The organism is Citrobacter sp. RHBSTW-00017, assembly GCF_013797615.1.
Classification (GTDB): Bacteria; Pseudomonadota; Gammaproteobacteria; order Enterobacterales; family Enterobacteriaceae; genus Citrobacter; species Citrobacter braakii.
Window position 1 is genome coordinate 575285 of the sequence record NZ_CP056899.1, and the last position, 15233, is coordinate 590517.

Here is a 15233-nt window from a genome sequence, read left to right on the forward strand (position 1 = left end):
TAGGCTGGGGAAGCGAAGCGCCACCCGGCAAGAAATTTAAAAAGGGGCTTATGGCCCCTTTTTTGTCTTTATTCTGGAGAATTTATTATGGCGAAAGAATTTGGTCGCCCACAGCGTGTCGCGCAGGAGATGCAGAAAGAAATCGCACTCATCCTGCAACGCGAAATCAAAGACCCGCGTGTTGGTATGATGACCACCGTATCGGGTGTTGAGATGTCCCGAGACCTGGCATACGCTAAAGTGTTCGTGACTTTCCTCAACGATCAGGACGAAGCTGCCGTGAAAAACGGCATTAAGGCACTGCAGGAAGCCTCTGGTTTTATCCGCTCTTTGCTGGGTAAAGCAATGCGTCTGCGTATCGTGCCTGAGCTGACCTTCTTCTACGACAATTCGTTAGTTGAAGGGATGCGCATGTCCAACCTGGTGACCAGCGTGGTGAAACATGACGATGAGCGTCGTGTGAACCCAGCGGACGACAGCAAGGAGGACTGATGAGTCGTCCTCGTCGTCGTGGTCGCGACATTCACGGTGTTCTGCTGCTGGATAAGCCGCAGGGCATGTCCAGCAATGACGTACTGCAAAAAGTAAAGCGCATCTACAATGCCAACCGCGCGGGACATACCGGCGCGCTGGATCCGCTGGCGACAGGCATGCTGCCTATCTGCCTCGGTGAAGCGACTAAGTTTTCCCAGTATTTGCTGGATTCTGACAAACGCTATCGTGTGGTTGCCCGTCTGGGCCAGCGTACCGACACCTCCGATGCCGATGGGCAAATCGTGCAGGAGCGTCCGGTAACCTTCAGCGCAGAGCAGCTTGCCAGCGCGCTGGAGTCTTTCCGCGGCGATATCGAGCAGATTCCGTCAATGTATTCGGCGCTGAAGTACCAGGGTAAAAAGCTGTACGAATATGCGCGTCAGGGCATTGAAGTGCCGCGTGAAGCGCGCCCGATTACCGTCTATGAGCTGCTGTTTATTCGCCACGAAGGTAACGAGCTGGAGCTGGAAGTTCACTGCTCCAAAGGCACTTATATTCGCACCATCGTTGACGATCTCGGTGAGAAGCTGGGCTGCGGCGCGCACGTAACGTATCTGCGTCGTCTGACGGTCAGTAAGTATCCGGTGGATCGTATGGTTACGCTGGAACATCTGCATGAGCTGGTTGAACAGGCCGAACAGCAGAACATTCCGGCGGCGCAGCTGCTTGATCCTTTGCTGATGCCAATGGACAGTCCTGCATCGGACTACCCTGTTGTTAATTTGCCTTTAACATCGTCGGTTTACTTTAAAAATGGTAACCCGGTACGGACGTCAGGTGCGCCGCTTGAAGGGCTGGTGCGCGTGACGGAAGGCGATGACGGCAAGTTTATCGGCATGGGGGAGATGGACGATGAAGGTCGTGTCGCCCCTCGTCGCCTGGTGGTTGAGTATCCTGCATAGCGCTCTCTGTCTTGCGATAAAAGGGCGCTGCGAGTAGAATACTGCCGCTTAACGTCGCGTAAATTGTTTAACAATCTGCGTGGCGTGTACACAAAATCATTCGAGCTGCATCAAGGCGGCAGGTCTGAGGATCCTCAGGAGCTTACTCAGGTAAGTGACCGAGGTGAGCGGACACAGCCAGCGCAGGGTCAGTTTGAAGAAGGCGTGTATACACTGGGATAGCTGAATTAGAGATCGGCATCCTTTCATTCTTAACACTTTGGAGTTTTAAAATGTCTCTAAGTACTGAAGCTACCGCTAAAATCGTTTCTGAGTTTGGTCGTGATGCAAACGACACCGGTTCTACCGATGTTCAGGTTGCTCTGTTGACTGCACAGATTAACCACCTGCAGGGCCACTTTGCAGAGCACAAAAAAGATCACCACAGCCGTCGTGGTCTGCTGCGCATGGTTTCTCAGCGTCGTAAACTGCTCGACTACCTGAAACGTAAAGATGTTGCACGTTACACCGCGCTGATCGAGCGTCTGGGTCTGCGTCGCTAATTCTTTCGAGTTTCAGAAAGAGGGGGCCTTCATGGCCCCTTTTTTCCAGCAGATGGCAGCAATTCGCTGGAAACTAATGTATTGTTGCTATGAATGATCTTCCGTTGCAGAGGTTCGCGCGGCTAATGAGAGGCTTTACTCATGTTTATGGGTTAGGGTTGTCATTAGTCGCGAGGATGCGCAGAAGATCGGGTATTAACGATGGCGCAAAAATGTGCCGTCAAAAAATAGAGAAAGGATATTAATTTGCTTAATCCGATCGTTCGTAAATTCCAGTACGGTCAGCATACCGTTACGCTGGAAACCGGCATGATGGCGCGTCAGGCGACTGCCGCTGTTATGGTTAGCATGGATGACACTGCGGTATTCGTTACCGTTGTTGGCCAGAAAAAAGCGAAACCAGGCCAGGACTTTTTCCCACTGACCGTTAACTATCAGGAGCGTACCTACGCTGCTGGCCGTATCCCGGGTAGCTTCTTCCGTCGTGAAGGCCGTCCGAGTGAAGGCGAAACTCTGATCGCGCGTCTGATTGACCGCCCGGTTCGCCCGCTGTTCCCGGAAGGCTTCGTTAACGAAGTTCAGGTTATCGCGACCGTTGTTTCCGTTAACCCGCAGGTTAACCCGGATATCGTGGCAATGATTGGTGCATCTGCTGCGCTGACTCTGTCTGGTATCCCGTTCAACGGCCCAATCGGTGCTGCACGTGTTGGTTACATCAATGACCAGTACGTACTGAACCCGACTCAGGACGAACTGAAAGAAAGCAAGCTGGACCTGGTTGTTGCTGGTACTGAAGCTGCCGTACTGATGGTTGAATCCGAAGCTGAACTGCTGAGCGAAGACCAGATGCTGGGCGCTGTAGTATTCGGCCACGAACAGCAGCAGGTTGTTATTCAGGCTATCAACGAGCTGGCGAAAGAAGCTGGCAAACCGCGTTGGGACTGGCAGCCAGAAGCCGTCAACGAAGCGCTGAACGCACGCGTTGCCGCACTGGCAGAAGCTCGCCTGAGCGATGCTTACCGTATCACCGACAAACAAGAGCGTTACGCTCAGGTTGACGTGATCAAATCTGAAACCATCGCGACTCTGGTGGCTGAAGACGAAACCCTGGACGCTAACGAACTGGGTGAAATCCTGCACGCTATCGAGAAAAATGTTGTTCGCAGCCGCGTACTGGCAGGCGAGCCGCGTATCGATGGTCGTGAAAAAGATATGATCCGTGGTCTGGACGTGCGTACTGGCGTGCTGCCGCGTACCCACGGTTCCGCACTGTTCACCCGTGGCGAAACTCAGGCGCTGGTTACTGCGACCCTGGGCACCACTCGTGATGCGCAGAACCTTGACGAGCTGATGGGCGAGCGTACTGACAACTTCCTGTTCCACTACAACTTCCCTCCGTACTGCGTAGGTGAAACCGGTATGGTCGGTTCTCCGAAGCGTCGTGAGATTGGTCACGGTCGTCTGGCGAAGCGTGGCGTACTGGCAGTGATGCCGGAACTGGATAAATTCCCGTACACCGTACGTGTGGTTTCTGAAATCACCGAATCTAACGGTTCTTCTTCCATGGCTTCCGTATGTGGTGCTTCTCTGGCGCTGATGGACGCAGGCGTGCCGATCAAAGCTGCCGTTGCGGGTATCGCGATGGGTCTGGTGAAAGAAGGCGACAACTTTGTTGTTCTGTCTGACATCCTGGGCGACGAAGACCACCTGGGCGATATGGACTTCAAAGTGGCGGGTTCCCGCGACGGTATCTCTGCACTGCAGATGGATATCAAAATTGAAGGTATCACCAAAGAGATCATGCAGGTTGCTCTGAACCAGGCTAAAGGTGCGCGTCTGCACATCCTGGGTGTGATGGAACAAGCGATCAACGCACCGCGTGGTGACATTTCTCAGTTCGCCCCGCGTATCCACACCATCAAGATCAGCCCGGACAAGATCAAAGATGTTATCGGTAAAGGCGGTTCTGTTATCCGTGCTCTGACCGAAGAAACCGGCACCACCATTGAAATTGAAGATGATGGTACTGTGAAGATTGCTGCGACCGACGGCGAGAAAGCGAAATATGCTATCCGTCGTATCGAAGAGATCACCGCAGAGATCGAAGTAGGGCGTATCTACAATGGTAAAGTGACCCGTATCGTTGACTTTGGCGCATTCGTTGCTATTGGTGGCGGTAAAGAAGGTCTGGTACACATCTCTCAGATCGCTGACAAACGCGTTGAGAAAGTGACCGATTACCTGCAGATGGGCCAGGAAGTACCGGTCAAAGTTCTGGAAGTTGATCGCCAGGGCCGTGTACGTCTGAGCATTAAAGAAGCAACTGAGCAGTCTCAGCCTGCAGGCGAACCGGAAGCTCCGGCAAGCCAGGGCGAGTAAGGTTGCCATTGCCCTCCGTGAAAGCGGAGGGCTTTTAACCCGGCAGGACGCCTTGTTAGCAACCGGGGAACCTGGACGTTCATTCAATCGTTGTCTTCGGGAGTGGGAAATGAAGCCTTTTTTGCGCTGGTGTTTCGTTGCGACAGCACTCACGCTGGCTGGATGCAGTAATTCCGCCTGGCGTAAGAGTGAAGTCCTCGCAGTACCATTGCAACCGACTTTGCAGCAGGAAGTGATTCTGGCACGTATGGAACAAATTCTTGCCAGTCGGGCTTTAACCGATGACGAACGCGCACAGCTTTTATATGAGCGCGGAGTGTTGTATGATAGTCTCGGTCTGAGGGCACTGGCGCGAAATGATTTTTCACAAGCGCTGGCAATCCGACCAGATATGCCTGAAGTATTCAATTACTTAGGTATATATTTAACGCAGGCAGGCAATTTTGATGCTGCCTATGAAGCGTTTGATTCTGTACTTGAGCTTGATCCAACTTACAACTACGCGCACTTAAATCGCGGTATCGCATTGTATTACGGCGGTCGCGACAAGTTAGCGCAAGATGATCTGCTAGCGTTTTATCAAGACGATCCCAATGATCCTTTCCGTAGTCTGTGGCTTTATCTCGCCGAGCAGAAGCTCGATGAGAAGCAGGCTAAAGAAGCGTTAAAGCAACGCTTTGAGAAATCGGATAAAGAGCAATGGGGATGGAACATTGTCGAGTTCTACCTGGGCAACATTAGCGAAGCAACGCTGATGGAACGCCTAAAGGCGGACGCAACGGATAACACCTCGCTCGCTGAGCATCTCAGTGAAACCAACTTCTATTTAGGTAAGTACTACCTAAGTCTGGGGGATTTGGACAACGCTACGGCATTGTTCAAACTGGCGGTGGCTAACAACGTTCATAACTTTGTTGAGCACCGATACGCATTGTTGGAATTATCGCTCCTGGGCCAGGACCAAGATGACCTGGCAGAATCGGACCAGCAATAGCTGACGTACACATCAGCCCGTAATCTTTTTTGATTGCCATCACCTTCACGGGTGAGGGCGTTGTTGTTCGTTAATACACCTACTTTGAGCCGGTTCACACTTTTCAATGAAAATTGCAGATCAATTTCATGATGAGTTATGTAGACTGGCCGCCATTAATTTTGAGGCACACGTACTACATGGCTGAATTCGAAACCACTTTTGCAGATCTGGGCCTGAAGGCTCCTATCCTTGAAGCCCTTACCGATCTGGGTTACGAAAAACCATCTCCAATCCAGGCAGAGTGCATTCCGCATCTGCTGGGCGGCCGCGATGTTCTGGGTATGGCCCAGACGGGTAGCGGCAAAACTGCAGCGTTCTCTTTACCGCTGCTCAACAATCTTGATCCTGAGCTGAAGGCACCTCAGATTCTGGTGCTGGCACCGACCCGCGAACTGGCGGTTCAGGTTGCAGAAGCCATGACGGATTTTTCTAAACACATGCGCGGCGTGAACGTGGTTGCCCTGTACGGCGGCCAGCGTTATGACGTGCAATTACGTGCCCTGCGTCAGGGACCACAGATCGTTGTCGGTACGCCGGGCCGTCTGCTGGATCACCTGAAGCGCGGTACTCTGGACCTCTCCAAACTGAGCGGTCTGGTACTGGACGAAGCTGATGAAATGCTGCGTATGGGCTTCATCGAAGACGTTGAAACCATCATGGCGCAGATCCCGGAAGGTCATCAGACCGCTCTGTTCTCCGCGACTATGCCGGAAGCGATTCGTCGTATTACCCGCCGCTTTATGAAAGAGCCGCAGGAAGTACGCATTCAGTCCAGCGTAACTACCCGTCCTGACATCAGCCAGAGCTATTGGACCGTCTGGGGCATGCGTAAAAATGAAGCGCTGGTGCGTTTCCTGGAAGCAGAAGACTTTGATGCGGCGATTATCTTCGTTCGTACCAAAAATGCGACCCTGGAAGTGGCTGAAGCGCTGGAGCGTAGCGGTTATAGCAGCGCTGCACTGAACGGCGACATGAACCAGTCCCTGCGTGAGCAGACTCTGGAGCGTCTGAAAGATGGCCGTCTGGATATTCTGATTGCTACCGACGTTGCGGCCCGTGGCCTGGACGTTGAGCGTATCAGCCTGGTTGTTAACTACGACATCCCGATGGATTCCGAATCTTACGTTCACCGTATCGGCCGTACCGGTCGTGCGGGCCGTGCGGGTCGTGCGCTGCTGTTCGTTGAGAACCGTGAGCGTCGTCTGCTGCGTAACATCGAACGCACCATGAAGCTGACTATTCCGGAAGTAGAACTGCCGAACGCAGACCTGCTGGGCAAACGCCGTCTGGAAAAATTCGCCGCTAAAGTACAGCAGCAGCTGGAAAGCAGCGATCTGGATCAGTACCGTGCTCTGCTGGCGAAAATGCAGCCGGAAGAAGAACTGGATATCGAAACGCTGGCAGCCGCACTGCTGAAAATGGCTCAGGGCGAACGTCCGCTGATCCTGCCGCCAGATGCGCCGATGCGTCCGAAACGCGAATTCCGCGACCGTGACGATCGTGGTCCGCGTGACCGCAACGATCGTGGCCCGCGTGGTGACCGTAATGACCGTGGTGGTGAAGACCGTCCGCGTCGTGAACGTCGTGACGTTGGCGATATGCAGCTGTACCGCATTGAAGTGGGCCGTGATGACGGTGTTGAAGTCCGTCATATCGTTGGTGCGATTGCTAACGAAGGCGATATCAGCAGCCGTTACATCGGTAACATCAAGCTGTTTGCTTCCCACTCAACCATCGAGCTGCCGAAAGGTATGCCGGGCGACGTGCTGCAGCACTTTACCCGTACTCGCATCCTGAACAAGCCGATGAACATGCAGCTGGTTGGCGATGCAGTTCCGCACACCGGTGGTGAGCGTCGTGGCGGTGGCCGTTTCAGCGGTGAGCGTCGTGAAGGCGGTCGTGGCGAAGGTCGTGGTTTCAGCGGTGAGCGTCGTGAAGGCGGTCGTAGCGAAGGTCGTCGTTTCAGCGGCGAACGTCGTGAAGGCAACCGCGGTCCGCGTCGTGACGATTCTTCTGCTCCGCGTCGTGATGATTCCGCTGGTCGTCGTCGTTTCGGCGGTGATGCGTAATCCATGCGAAATTACGGTTTAATACCGTAAAGTAAAATATACAGCCCCGATCTCAACAATCGGGGCTTTTTTTATTTCATTTGTACTCGTGTACTGGTACAGTGCAGCACATTGAAATGTAGTCACAATATAAATGACTGGAGAGATGGCTAAATGGCAACACTAACCACCACCCAAACGTCACCTTCGCTGCTTGGCGGCGTGGTGATCATCGGCGGCACCATTATTGGCGCAGGGATGTTTTCTCTGCCAGTGGTCATGTCCGGGGCGTGGTTCTTCTGGTCAATGGCGGCGCTGATCTTCACCTGGTTTTGCATGCTGCACTCCGGGCTGATGATCCTTGAAGCTAACCTCAATTACCGCATTGGTTCCAGCTTTGACACCATCACGAAAGATCTGCTGGGCAAAGGCTGGAACGTTGTGAACGGCATCTCGATTGCTTTCGTTCTCTATATCCTTACCTATGCGTATATCTCGGCGAGCGGTTCGATCCTGCATCACACCTTCTCGGAGATGTCGCTGAACGTTCCGGCGCGTGCGGCGGGTCTTGGTTTTGCGCTGCTGGTGGCGTTCGTGGTGTGGTTAAGCACCAAAGCGGTTAGCCGCATGACGGCGATTGTGCTGGGCGCGAAGGTGATTACTTTTTTCCTGACCTTCGGCAGTCTGCTGGGGCATGTTACGCCTACGACGCTGTTTAACGTGGCGCAGAGCAACGCTTCGTATACGCCGTACCTGCTGATGACGTTACCGTTCTGCCTGGCCTCATTCGGCTATCACGGCAACGTCCCGAGCCTGATGAAGTATTACGGCAAAGATCCGAAGACCATCGTTAAGTGCCTGGTGTACGGCACGCTGCTGGCGCTGGTGCTGTATACCGTATGGTTGCTGGGGACGATGGGTAACATCCCGCGTCCGGAATTTATCGGTATTGCGCAGCAGGGCGGTAACATAGATGTGCTGGTACAGGCGCTGAGCGGCGTGCTGAACAGCCGCAGTCTGGATCTGCTGCTGGTGGTGTTCTCCAACTTTGCGGTGGCGAGTTCATTCCTCGGGGTCACGCTCGGTCTGTTTGACTATTTGGCGGATCTGTTTGGCTTTGATGACTCGGCAATGGGACGTTTTAAAACGGCATTGCTGACGTTTGTCCCGCCGATTGTCGGTGGCCTGCTGTGGCCGAACGGTTTCCTGTACGCCATTGGCTATGCAGGGCTTGCCGCGACCATCTGGGCCGCCATTGTTCCGGCGCTGCTGGCCCGTAAATCCCGCGAGCGTTTTGGCAGCCCGAAATTCCGTGTCTGGGGCGGCAAGCCGATGATTGCGCTGATCCTGGTATTCGGTATCGGCAACGCGGTTATCCATATTCTGTCGAGCGTGAATTTGTTGCCTGTGTACCAGTAACCTTTTAGTGCCGGATGGTGGTTGCGCCTTATCCGGCCTATACGATCTCGTAGGCCCGGTAAGCCAAATGCCACCGGGCAAAACAACGATTACCCCACCAACTCTTCTTTCACCTGCATCGCCAGGTCAAACGAATGTAGACGTGCTTGATGATCAAAAATCTGGCCGTTAACCATAATTTCATCGGCCTGGGTTTCACGCAAAATGGCGTCGAGACCGTGTCGCACTTTCGCTTTATCACCAACCAGCGACATGCTCAGAGCCTGTTGTACGCCGTACTGCTCGGAAGCGGACCACAGCTGATGCATATTCTCTACCGGTGGCGGTAGCTGGCCGGTTTCGCCACGACGCAGTTTCACAAACGCCTGCTGCATTGAGGTGAAAAGAAATTCGGCATCGCGGTTGCTGTCGGCGGCAATGATGTTGATGCACACCATCGCATACGGCTTTGCCAGCCGCGCTGAGGGCTTGAACTGGGTGCGATACAGATGCAGCGCCTGATGCAACATATCCGGAGCAAAGTGGGAGGCGAAGGCAAATGGCAGGCCGAGCTGGGCTGCCAGCTGTGCGCTGTACAGGCTGGAGCCTAATAACCAGACCGGGATCTGCTCGCCGTAGCCGGGAACCGGGCGTACATGAGGATTTGGATCGCGGGCGTCGAACCAGTCCACCAGTTCAGCTACGTCGCGCGGGAAGTTATCGATATCACCACTCATATGGCGGCGCAACGCGCGCATGGTCGGCTGGTCGCTACCCGGCGCGCGGCCAAGCCCGAGATCGATTCGCCCCGGATACAGCGTATTCAGGGTACCGAACTGCTCGGCGATCACCAGCGGCGAATGGTTGGGCAGCATAACGCCGCCAGAACCAAGATGCAGCGTGGTGGTATTGGCAGCCAGATAGCCAATCAGCACAGAGGTCGCAGCGCTGGCGATGCCGGTCATGTTGTGATGTTCTGCCAGCCAGTAGCGGTGGTAGCCGCGCTTTTCGGCCAGTCGAGCGAGATCAAGCGAGTGTGTGAAGGCCTCTTTTGCTGAAGATCCTTCAGGGATCGGTGCCAGATCCAGCACCGAGAACGGAATAGTTTTGTCAGTCATAACGGCTCACTTTGTTACCGGTTAATCTTTTAATACTGCATTAAAGATTAGCGAATGTTGTTAACAAAGTGAGCTATTAATCACGGCTGTAGTTCAAGACCTGCCAGCCGTTTCCAGTAGCCGTTGCAGTCGCTGTGGGCAGCAAGCGGCAATGGGGCAGTGCCATTTTCATTGGCGCGGAAGGCATCAAGCATGGCGAACGTGTCGTTGCCTGAAGGGGACAGACGCACAATATCAACCAGGCCTTGCATGGACGTCAGCTCGTTGCCGAGGTTGTAAACATAGCCGCTCATGGTCTGGATGCCGTTGAGGACAAAGACCTGCTGATTCTCCTGCGACAGCACATCGCGTCCATTCGGGTATTTGATGCAGCAGGTTTCACACTCGTCTTTTGGACGGTCTTCAGAGCGTGCGGTAAAGCAGCGGGCAGAGTACGCCAGCGGCAGATGCCCGTAGCTCAGTACCTCTACTTCAAACTGATTGCGAATACCCAGCTCTTCACACTGGTTAAGCAGATTGACCAGCCAGTCACGGGACAGTTCTACCGGCATACACCAGCGCACCATGCCCTGCCTGAGCAGCAAACGCAGGGTTACCGCGTTGTAGCAGTTGAGCGCATGCCCGGCGACAAACGGCAGCTTACGCTCGGCACACATGTTTACCACGCCGAGATCGCTGGCTTCCAGCAGGAAGTCGCCGTTTTCGACATAGCGCTTCAGCTCTCCCAGTTCAGAGGATGCCTGCACCAGCGCCAGCGTTGACAGCACCACCTGTTTACCGCTGCCAGCGAGCGATTTCGCCATATCGATCCAGTCGCCCACTTTGGTGGCACGGCGTTTACTGCACACCGCTTCGCCAAGGTAGATAACGTCGGCCTGGCTGGTGGCGGCCTGCTGATAAAAATCTTCCAGCGTTTCTTTCGGCCAGTACCACAGCACCGGCCCTAAGGAATATTTCATTGCTTCTCTCACTGCCATTTACGGTGATACGCGCCAAGCGTGGTCTGCGTGCCTTCGGACATTGAACCGAGCGTTTCCATCCACGCGGCCTGTGGGGCGTAGTTTTGCGGGTCGGCCATACAGCGGTCGATCGCCTGGCGCCACACTTTCGCCACCTGGCTGACGTAGGCCGGGCTACGCTGACGCCCTTCGATTTTCACCGAGGCAATATTGGCCGCCAGCAGTTCTGGCAGCAGCTCCAGCGTATTCAGGCTGGTGGGTTCTTCCAGCGCATGATAGCGCTCGCCATCAACCAGATAGCGGCCTTTACACAGCGTCGGATAACCGGCGTTTTCTCCGTCCTGATAACGGTCGATCAGCACTTCATTAAGACGGGATTCCAGCCCTTGTTGGGTCTGCTGCCAGCGAACAAAACGGGCAGGAGAGCAGGCGCCAACCGTATTAGGAGACTCGCCCGTCAGATAGGATGAAAGATAGCAGCGACCTTCCGCCATAATGCACAGACTACCAAAGGCGAACACTTCCAGGGGAACTGGCGTGACGCGAGCGAGCTGCTTCACCTGGTGAATAGACAGTACGCGCGGCAGTACCACGCGGGCGACATCAAAGTTGCGATGATAGAAATTAATCGCCTCTTCATTGGTTGCAGATGCCTGAACAGAGACATGACGCTCAATATGCGGGTAGCGCTCTGCGGCATACTCAAGCATGGCGAGGTCGGCGAGGATCAGCGCATCCGCACCCAGTTGCGCCGCCATATCTACGGCACGTTGCCAGCGCGCGTAACCATCCGGATGCGCAAAGGTGTTAATCGCGATGTGCAGCTTACGGCGGTGCTGATGGACAAAACTCACCGCTTCCTGCAATTTTTTCTCGGTAAAATTAAGGCCGGCGAAATGACGGGCGTTGGTATCATCTTTCAGCCCGATGTAGACCGCATCAGCGCCGTTCTCGATGGCCGCCTTAAGCGCCGGGAGGTTTCCGGCAGGGCAGAGCAGCTCCATAATTTATCCTGAACGTTGCGCCGTAAAGGGCGCAGAAATGTTAACGAAGAGGGATTTTAGTTAACCTTGCTGAGACAATTTTTGATTTGAGGCAGTTAAAGTCGTATTGGTGATACCAATAAGAGGTAACAATTTCGTAGCGAATTGTTGATTTATGCCGCTATGTCGTTTATTTGATATGGCAAAATAGCAGGATAATTGAAACAGGGAGTAAAGCTCGTGTTGGATAAACTGCGTTCACGCTTAGTACATTTTGGTCCTTCTCTGATGAGTGTACCGGTTAAACTGACGCCCTTTGCGCTGAAGCGCCAGGTTCTGGAGCAGGTCCTGAGCTGGCAGTTTAGTCAGGCGCTGGCCGATGGGGAGCTGGAGTTTCTCGACGGTCGCTGGCTGAGCATTCATGTGCGTGACATTGGCCTTAAATGGTATACCTCTGTTGAGAACGATAAACTTATCGTCAGCCAGAATGCAGAGGCGGATGTGAGTTTTAGCGCGGATGCCAGCGATCTCCTGATGATCGCGGCGCGTAAGCAGGATCCGGATACACTGTTCTTCCAGCGTCGCCTGGTGATTGAAGGTGATACAGAATTAGGGCTGTATGTAAAAAATCTGATGGACGCCATCGAACTGGATCAGATGCCTAAAGCGTTGCGCGTCATGCTGATGCAGTTGGCGGATTTTGTTGAGGCGGGAATGAAAACGTCGCCAGAAACCAAACAGACTTCGGTAGGTGAGCCATGCTGATTCGAGTTGAAATTCCCATTGATGCCCCAGGTATTGATGCATTGCTGCGTCGTTCATTTGAGAGCGATGCGGAAGCGAAATTAGTGCACGACCTGCGTGAAGACGGTTTCATAACGCTGGGTCTGGTTGCTACCGATGACGAAGGTCAGGTAGTGGGTTACGTCGCGTTCAGCCCTGTCGATGTCCAGGGCGAAGATCTGCAATGGGTCGGCATGGCGCCGCTCGCGGTGGATGAAAACTACCGTGGGCAGGGTCTGGCGCGTCAGCTGGTCTATGAAGGACTCGATTCCCTGAACGAGTTTGGTTACGCCGCGGTGGTTACGCTGGGCGATCCGGCGCTGTACAGCCGCTTTGGTTTTGAGCTGGCTGCCCATCATGACCTGCGTTGCCGCTGGCCGGGCACCGAAAGCGCGTTCCAGGTTCATCGCCTGGCGGAAGATGCGCTGGAGGGTGTGACGGGCCTTGTGGAATACCACGACTACTTCAATCGTTTTTAAGCGCCGGGGGTTTGCAGGCTGCTCAGTAGTGCCTCAAGCCCTTCGCCTTCAACAAGGCGCTCTTTCTGCCGCTTTGTAAGCTGTTTGACGCGATATTCTAAGCGCAGGGCCAGCGAACGGTCGCCGACCTGAGCCGCAAATGCCAACGTGAGTTCCCCCTTTCCGCGCAGCGCCTTCGCGCCTTTCCCACTTTGATGCTGCTTATAGCGGCGCTGCACATCGGTGGTTATTCCGGTGTATAAGGCGTTGTCCGCAGTACGGATCAGGTACAGATACCAGGGTGTCATTGTCACCATCGACGTGATAATTTTCAGGTCTACAGTATAAAAGAGAACAGAAATGGAAACACTGACTGCGGTGACCCGCTGGCTGGCAAAGCAGCACGTCGTGACCTGGTGTGTACATCATGACGGTGAATTATGGTGCGCCAATGCGTTTTACCTGTTTGATGCGCAGAAGATGGTGTTCTATGTGCTGACCGAAGAGAAAACGCGCCATGCGCAGATGTCCGGGCCGCGCGCGCCGATAGCCGGAACGGTAAATGGTCAGCCCAAAACGGTCGCCCTGATTCGTGGCGTACAGTTTAAAGGGGAAATCCGGCGTCTTGAAGGGCAGGAGAGTGAAGCCGCGCGTAACGCCTACAACCGCCGTTTCGCGGTCGCCAGAATGCTGCCTGCGCCCGTGTGGGAGATTCGACTGGATGAAGTCAAATTCACGGACAACACGCTGGGTTTTGGTAAAAAAATGCACTGGCAACGTGATCTATAGTTAATAGAGTGATTAAAGAGTCAGGGGAAGATTAGCGATGAGTCAGGTGTTAATAACAGGCGCAACGGGGCTGGTAGGCGGAAATTTGCTGCGTATGCTGCTCAATGAACCCCGGGTCAATGCCATCACGGCGCCGACGCGTCGACCGCTGGCTGATACGGCTGGCGTCTATAATCCCTATGATCCGCAGCTAACCGATGCGCTGGCGCAGGTCACCGATCCGGTAGATATTGTCTTTTGTTGTCTGGGAACCACTCGGCGAGAAGCGGGTAGCAAAGAAGCGTTTATCCATGCTGACTATACGCTGGTGGTGGACACGGCCCTGACGGGGCGTCGGTTGGGCGCTCAGCATATGCTGGTGGTCAGTTCGATGGGTGCCAATGCCAATTCACCGTTTTTTTATAACCGGGTGAAAGGGGAAATGGAGCAGGCGCTGATCGCGCAAAATTGGCCGCGGCTGACGATTGTTCGGCCTTCAATGTTACTCGGAGAGCGGGATAAACAGCGGGAGAATGAGAGGTTTTTAGCGCCGTTATTTCGGCTGCTGCCGGGGAACTGGAAGTCGATTGAGGCGCGTGATGTAGCCCGGGCTATGCTGGCGGAGGCACTGGCGCCTGGACATGAAGGCGTTTCGATCCTGACCTCTTCCGAACTGCGCGAAAGAGCCAAATAAAATGCCGGAGAGGACGCTCTGGCGTCCCCATCCGGCATTTGTAGCAGTCTTACTTAATAAACGTAAAAGCCGTTGTGACGCGTTTCACGCCGCTTACCCGGCTGGCGATGTCTGCCGCAGCCTTCGCTTCACGTTCAGTCACCAGACCCAACAGGAACACTTCCCCGTTTTCGGTGGTGACTTTCACGTTAGAGGATTTCACCTGATCGCTGGTCAGCAACTGGGAACGTACTTTAGTGGTTATCCAGGTATCGTTAGACGCATCGCCCAGGCCGATTGGCTGACCCTGACGGATCTCATTAAAGACCTCAGTGGTACCTTCTACACCCATCGCAATCTGTTTTGCCCGCGCAGACAGTTCGCTATTTGGCGACTGACCGACCAGCAGCACTTTACCCTGATACGCGCTCACGTTGATACGCGCCTCTTTCTTGATCTGGGCATCTTTCGACAACGCGGTATTGACGCGTAATTCCAGGGTTCCGTCATCTACCTGGGTGCCTACACTGCGAGGATCCGTCGCGGCTTTGGTGCCGACAGCAGCAGTTCCGACAACGGCGGCAGCGACACAGCCTTGCAGCAGCAGGGCAGCGATAATCACAGCAAGCGGCGAAAATGCCTTCATGTGTAC

Annotated in this window: 16 protein-coding genes and 1 pseudogene; 12 read left to right on the plus strand and 5 right to left on the minus strand. The window is 54.3% G+C overall.

All coding sequences use genetic code 11. The annotated features are described in order from the left end of the window. Positions 1–87: 87 nt before the first annotated feature. The 8 genes from rbfA (at position 88) to mtr (ending at position 8860) form a co-directional block, all read left to right on the plus strand. On the plus strand, positions 88–492 hold the full coding sequence (rbfA, locus tag HV037_RS02780; RefSeq protein WP_003024988.1) for a 30S ribosome-binding factor RbfA: 405 nt from the start codon (positions 88–90) through the stop codon (positions 490–492). Beyond that, complete coding sequence (gene truB, locus HV037_RS02785; RefSeq protein WP_049270842.1) at positions 492–1436, plus strand: tRNA pseudouridine(55) synthase TruB; 945 nt, start codon at positions 492–494, stop codon at positions 1434–1436. Before rbfA ends, truB begins: the two co-directional genes overlap by 1 nt. A 272-nt stretch (positions 1437–1708) precedes the next feature. Next, positions 1709–1978, plus strand: coding sequence for a 30S ribosomal protein S15 (gene rpsO, locus HV037_RS02790; RefSeq protein ID WP_000059465.1), 270 nt, complete (start codon positions 1709–1711; stop codon positions 1976–1978). A 246-nt stretch (positions 1979–2224) separates the two neighbouring features. Beyond that, the gene (gene pnp, locus HV037_RS02795) at positions 2225–4357 is read left to right on the plus strand and encodes a polyribonucleotide nucleotidyltransferase (RefSeq protein ID WP_008785911.1); all 2133 of its coding nucleotides are present in this window, start codon (positions 2225–2227) and stop codon (positions 4355–4357) included. Between the two features lie 109 nt (positions 4358–4466). Then, positions 4467–5351: a lipoprotein NlpI gene (gene nlpI, locus HV037_RS02800; RefSeq protein WP_003024982.1), complete on the plus strand. Its 885-nt coding sequence runs from the start codon at positions 4467–4469 to the stop codon at positions 5349–5351. Between the two features lie 106 nt (positions 5352–5457). Beyond that, positions 5458–5538: a protein YrbN gene (yrbN, locus tag HV037_RS02805; protein ID WP_010723222.1), complete on the plus strand. Its 81-nt coding sequence runs from the start codon at positions 5458–5460 to the stop codon at positions 5536–5538. Beyond that, positions 5531–7462 carry a DEAD/DEAH family ATP-dependent RNA helicase gene (locus HV037_RS02810; RefSeq protein ID WP_016157565.1) on the plus strand — a complete coding sequence of 644 codons (1932 nt, stop codon included), beginning with the start codon at positions 5531–5533 and terminating at the stop codon, positions 7460–7462. Before yrbN ends, HV037_RS02810 begins: the two co-directional genes overlap by 8 nt. A gap of 153 nt (positions 7463–7615) precedes the next feature. After that, the gene (gene mtr / locus HV037_RS02815) at positions 7616–8860 is read left to right on the plus strand and encodes a tryptophan permease (RefSeq protein ID WP_016154664.1); all 1245 of its coding nucleotides are present in this window, start codon (positions 7616–7618) and stop codon (positions 8858–8860) included. Between the two features lie 89 nt (positions 8861–8949). Here mtr and HV037_RS02820 read toward each other — a convergent pair whose 3' ends face one another. The 3 genes from HV037_RS02820 to HV037_RS02830 form a co-directional block, all read right to left on the minus strand. Further along, positions 8950–9957 (minus strand): LLM class flavin-dependent oxidoreductase, encoded by a 1008-nt coding sequence (locus HV037_RS02820; protein ID WP_016154663.1) that lies wholly within the window; start codon positions 9955–9957, stop codon positions 8950–8952. A gap of 80 nt (positions 9958–10037) precedes the next feature. Then, positions 10038–10916, minus strand: a complete 879-nt coding sequence (locus HV037_RS02825) for a U32 family peptidase (RefSeq protein ID WP_049270845.1) — start codon at positions 10914–10916, stop codon at positions 10038–10040. 8 nt (positions 10917–10924) lie between these two features. After that, complete coding sequence (locus HV037_RS02830) at positions 10925–11920, minus strand: peptidase U32 family protein (RefSeq protein ID WP_016154661.1); 996 nt, start codon at positions 11918–11920, stop codon at positions 10925–10927. Between the two features lie 219 nt (positions 11921–12139). Here HV037_RS02830 and HV037_RS02835 point away from each other — a divergent pair, with 219 nt between their 5' ends. Together HV037_RS02835 and HV037_RS02840 are read left to right on the plus strand one after the other, a co-directional pair. Then, on the plus strand, positions 12140–12664 hold the full coding sequence (locus tag HV037_RS02835; protein ID WP_016154660.1) for an SCP2 domain-containing protein: 525 nt from the start codon (positions 12140–12142) through the stop codon (positions 12662–12664). After that, positions 12658–13161 (plus strand): N-acetyltransferase, encoded by a 504-nt coding sequence (locus HV037_RS02840; protein ID WP_016154659.1) that lies wholly within the window; start codon positions 12658–12660, stop codon positions 13159–13161. The genes HV037_RS02835 and HV037_RS02840 overlap by 7 nt, the downstream gene beginning before the upstream one ends. On the opposite strand, the pseudogene HV037_RS02845 reads toward HV037_RS02840, so the two are convergent. Continuing rightward, positions 13148–13457: pseudogene (locus tag HV037_RS02845) on the minus strand (GIY-YIG nuclease family protein). The gene HV037_RS02840 and the pseudogene HV037_RS02845 overlap by 14 nt on opposite strands. 43 nt (positions 13458–13500) lie before the next feature. On the opposite strand from HV037_RS02845, the gene HV037_RS02850 reads away from it, so the two are divergent. Together HV037_RS02850 and HV037_RS02855 are read left to right on the plus strand one after the other, a co-directional pair. Further along, on the plus strand, positions 13501–13929 hold the full coding sequence (locus tag HV037_RS02850; protein WP_103284278.1) for a YhbP family protein: 429 nt from the start codon (positions 13501–13503) through the stop codon (positions 13927–13929). Between the two features lie 37 nt (positions 13930–13966). Continuing rightward, positions 13967–14602, plus strand: coding sequence for an NAD(P)H-binding protein (locus HV037_RS02855; RefSeq protein ID WP_103284277.1), 636 nt, complete (start codon positions 13967–13969; stop codon positions 14600–14602). 49 nt (positions 14603–14651) lie between these two features. On the opposite strand, the gene dolP is transcribed toward HV037_RS02855, so the two are convergent. Continuing rightward, on the minus strand, positions 14652–15227 hold the full coding sequence (gene dolP / locus HV037_RS02860) for a division/outer membrane stress-associated lipid-binding lipoprotein (RefSeq protein ID WP_003024954.1): 576 nt from the start codon (positions 15225–15227) through the stop codon (positions 14652–14654). Positions 15228–15233 lie beyond the last annotated feature (6 nt).

Bases quoted from the DNA above. Each gene is read 5' to 3' on its own strand.
- HV037_RS02840 (WP_016154659.1), top strand. From the start codon at position 12,658: ATGCTGATTCGAGTTGAAATTCCCATTGATGCCCCAGGTATTGATGCA.
- HV037_RS02820 (WP_016154663.1), bottom strand. From the start codon at position 9,957: ATGACTGACAAAACTATTCCGTTCTCGGTGCTGGATCTGGCACCGATC.
- HV037_RS02855 (WP_103284277.1), top strand. From the start codon at position 13,967: ATGAGTCAGGTGTTAATAACAGGCGCAACGGGGCTGGTAGGCGGAAAT.
- mtr (WP_016154664.1), top strand. From the start codon at position 7,616: ATGGCAACACTAACCACCACCCAAACGTCACCTTCGCTGCTTGGCGGC.
- dolP (WP_003024954.1), bottom strand. From the start codon at position 15,227: ATGAAGGCATTTTCGCCGCTTGCTGTGATTATCGCTGCCCTGCTGCTG.
- HV037_RS02830 (WP_016154661.1), bottom strand. From the start codon at position 11,920: ATGGAGCTGCTCTGCCCTGCCGGAAACCTCCCGGCGCTTAAGGCGGCC.
- HV037_RS02825 (WP_049270845.1), bottom strand. From the start codon at position 10,916: ATGAAATATTCCTTAGGGCCGGTGCTGTGGTACTGGCCGAAAGAAACG.
- truB (WP_049270842.1), top strand. From the start codon at position 492: ATGAGTCGTCCTCGTCGTCGTGGTCGCGACATTCACGGTGTTCTGCTG.
- HV037_RS02810 (WP_016157565.1), top strand. From the start codon at position 5,531: ATGGCTGAATTCGAAACCACTTTTGCAGATCTGGGCCTGAAGGCTCCT.
- yrbN (WP_010723222.1), top strand. From the start codon at position 5,458: ATGAAAATTGCAGATCAATTTCATGATGAGTTATGTAGACTGGCCGCC.
- rpsO (WP_000059465.1), top strand. From the start codon at position 1,709: ATGTCTCTAAGTACTGAAGCTACCGCTAAAATCGTTTCTGAGTTTGGT.
- nlpI (WP_003024982.1), top strand. From the start codon at position 4,467: ATGAAGCCTTTTTTGCGCTGGTGTTTCGTTGCGACAGCACTCACGCTG.
- rbfA (WP_003024988.1), top strand. From the start codon at position 88: ATGGCGAAAGAATTTGGTCGCCCACAGCGTGTCGCGCAGGAGATGCAG.
- HV037_RS02850 (WP_103284278.1), top strand. From the start codon at position 13,501: ATGGAAACACTGACTGCGGTGACCCGCTGGCTGGCAAAGCAGCACGTC.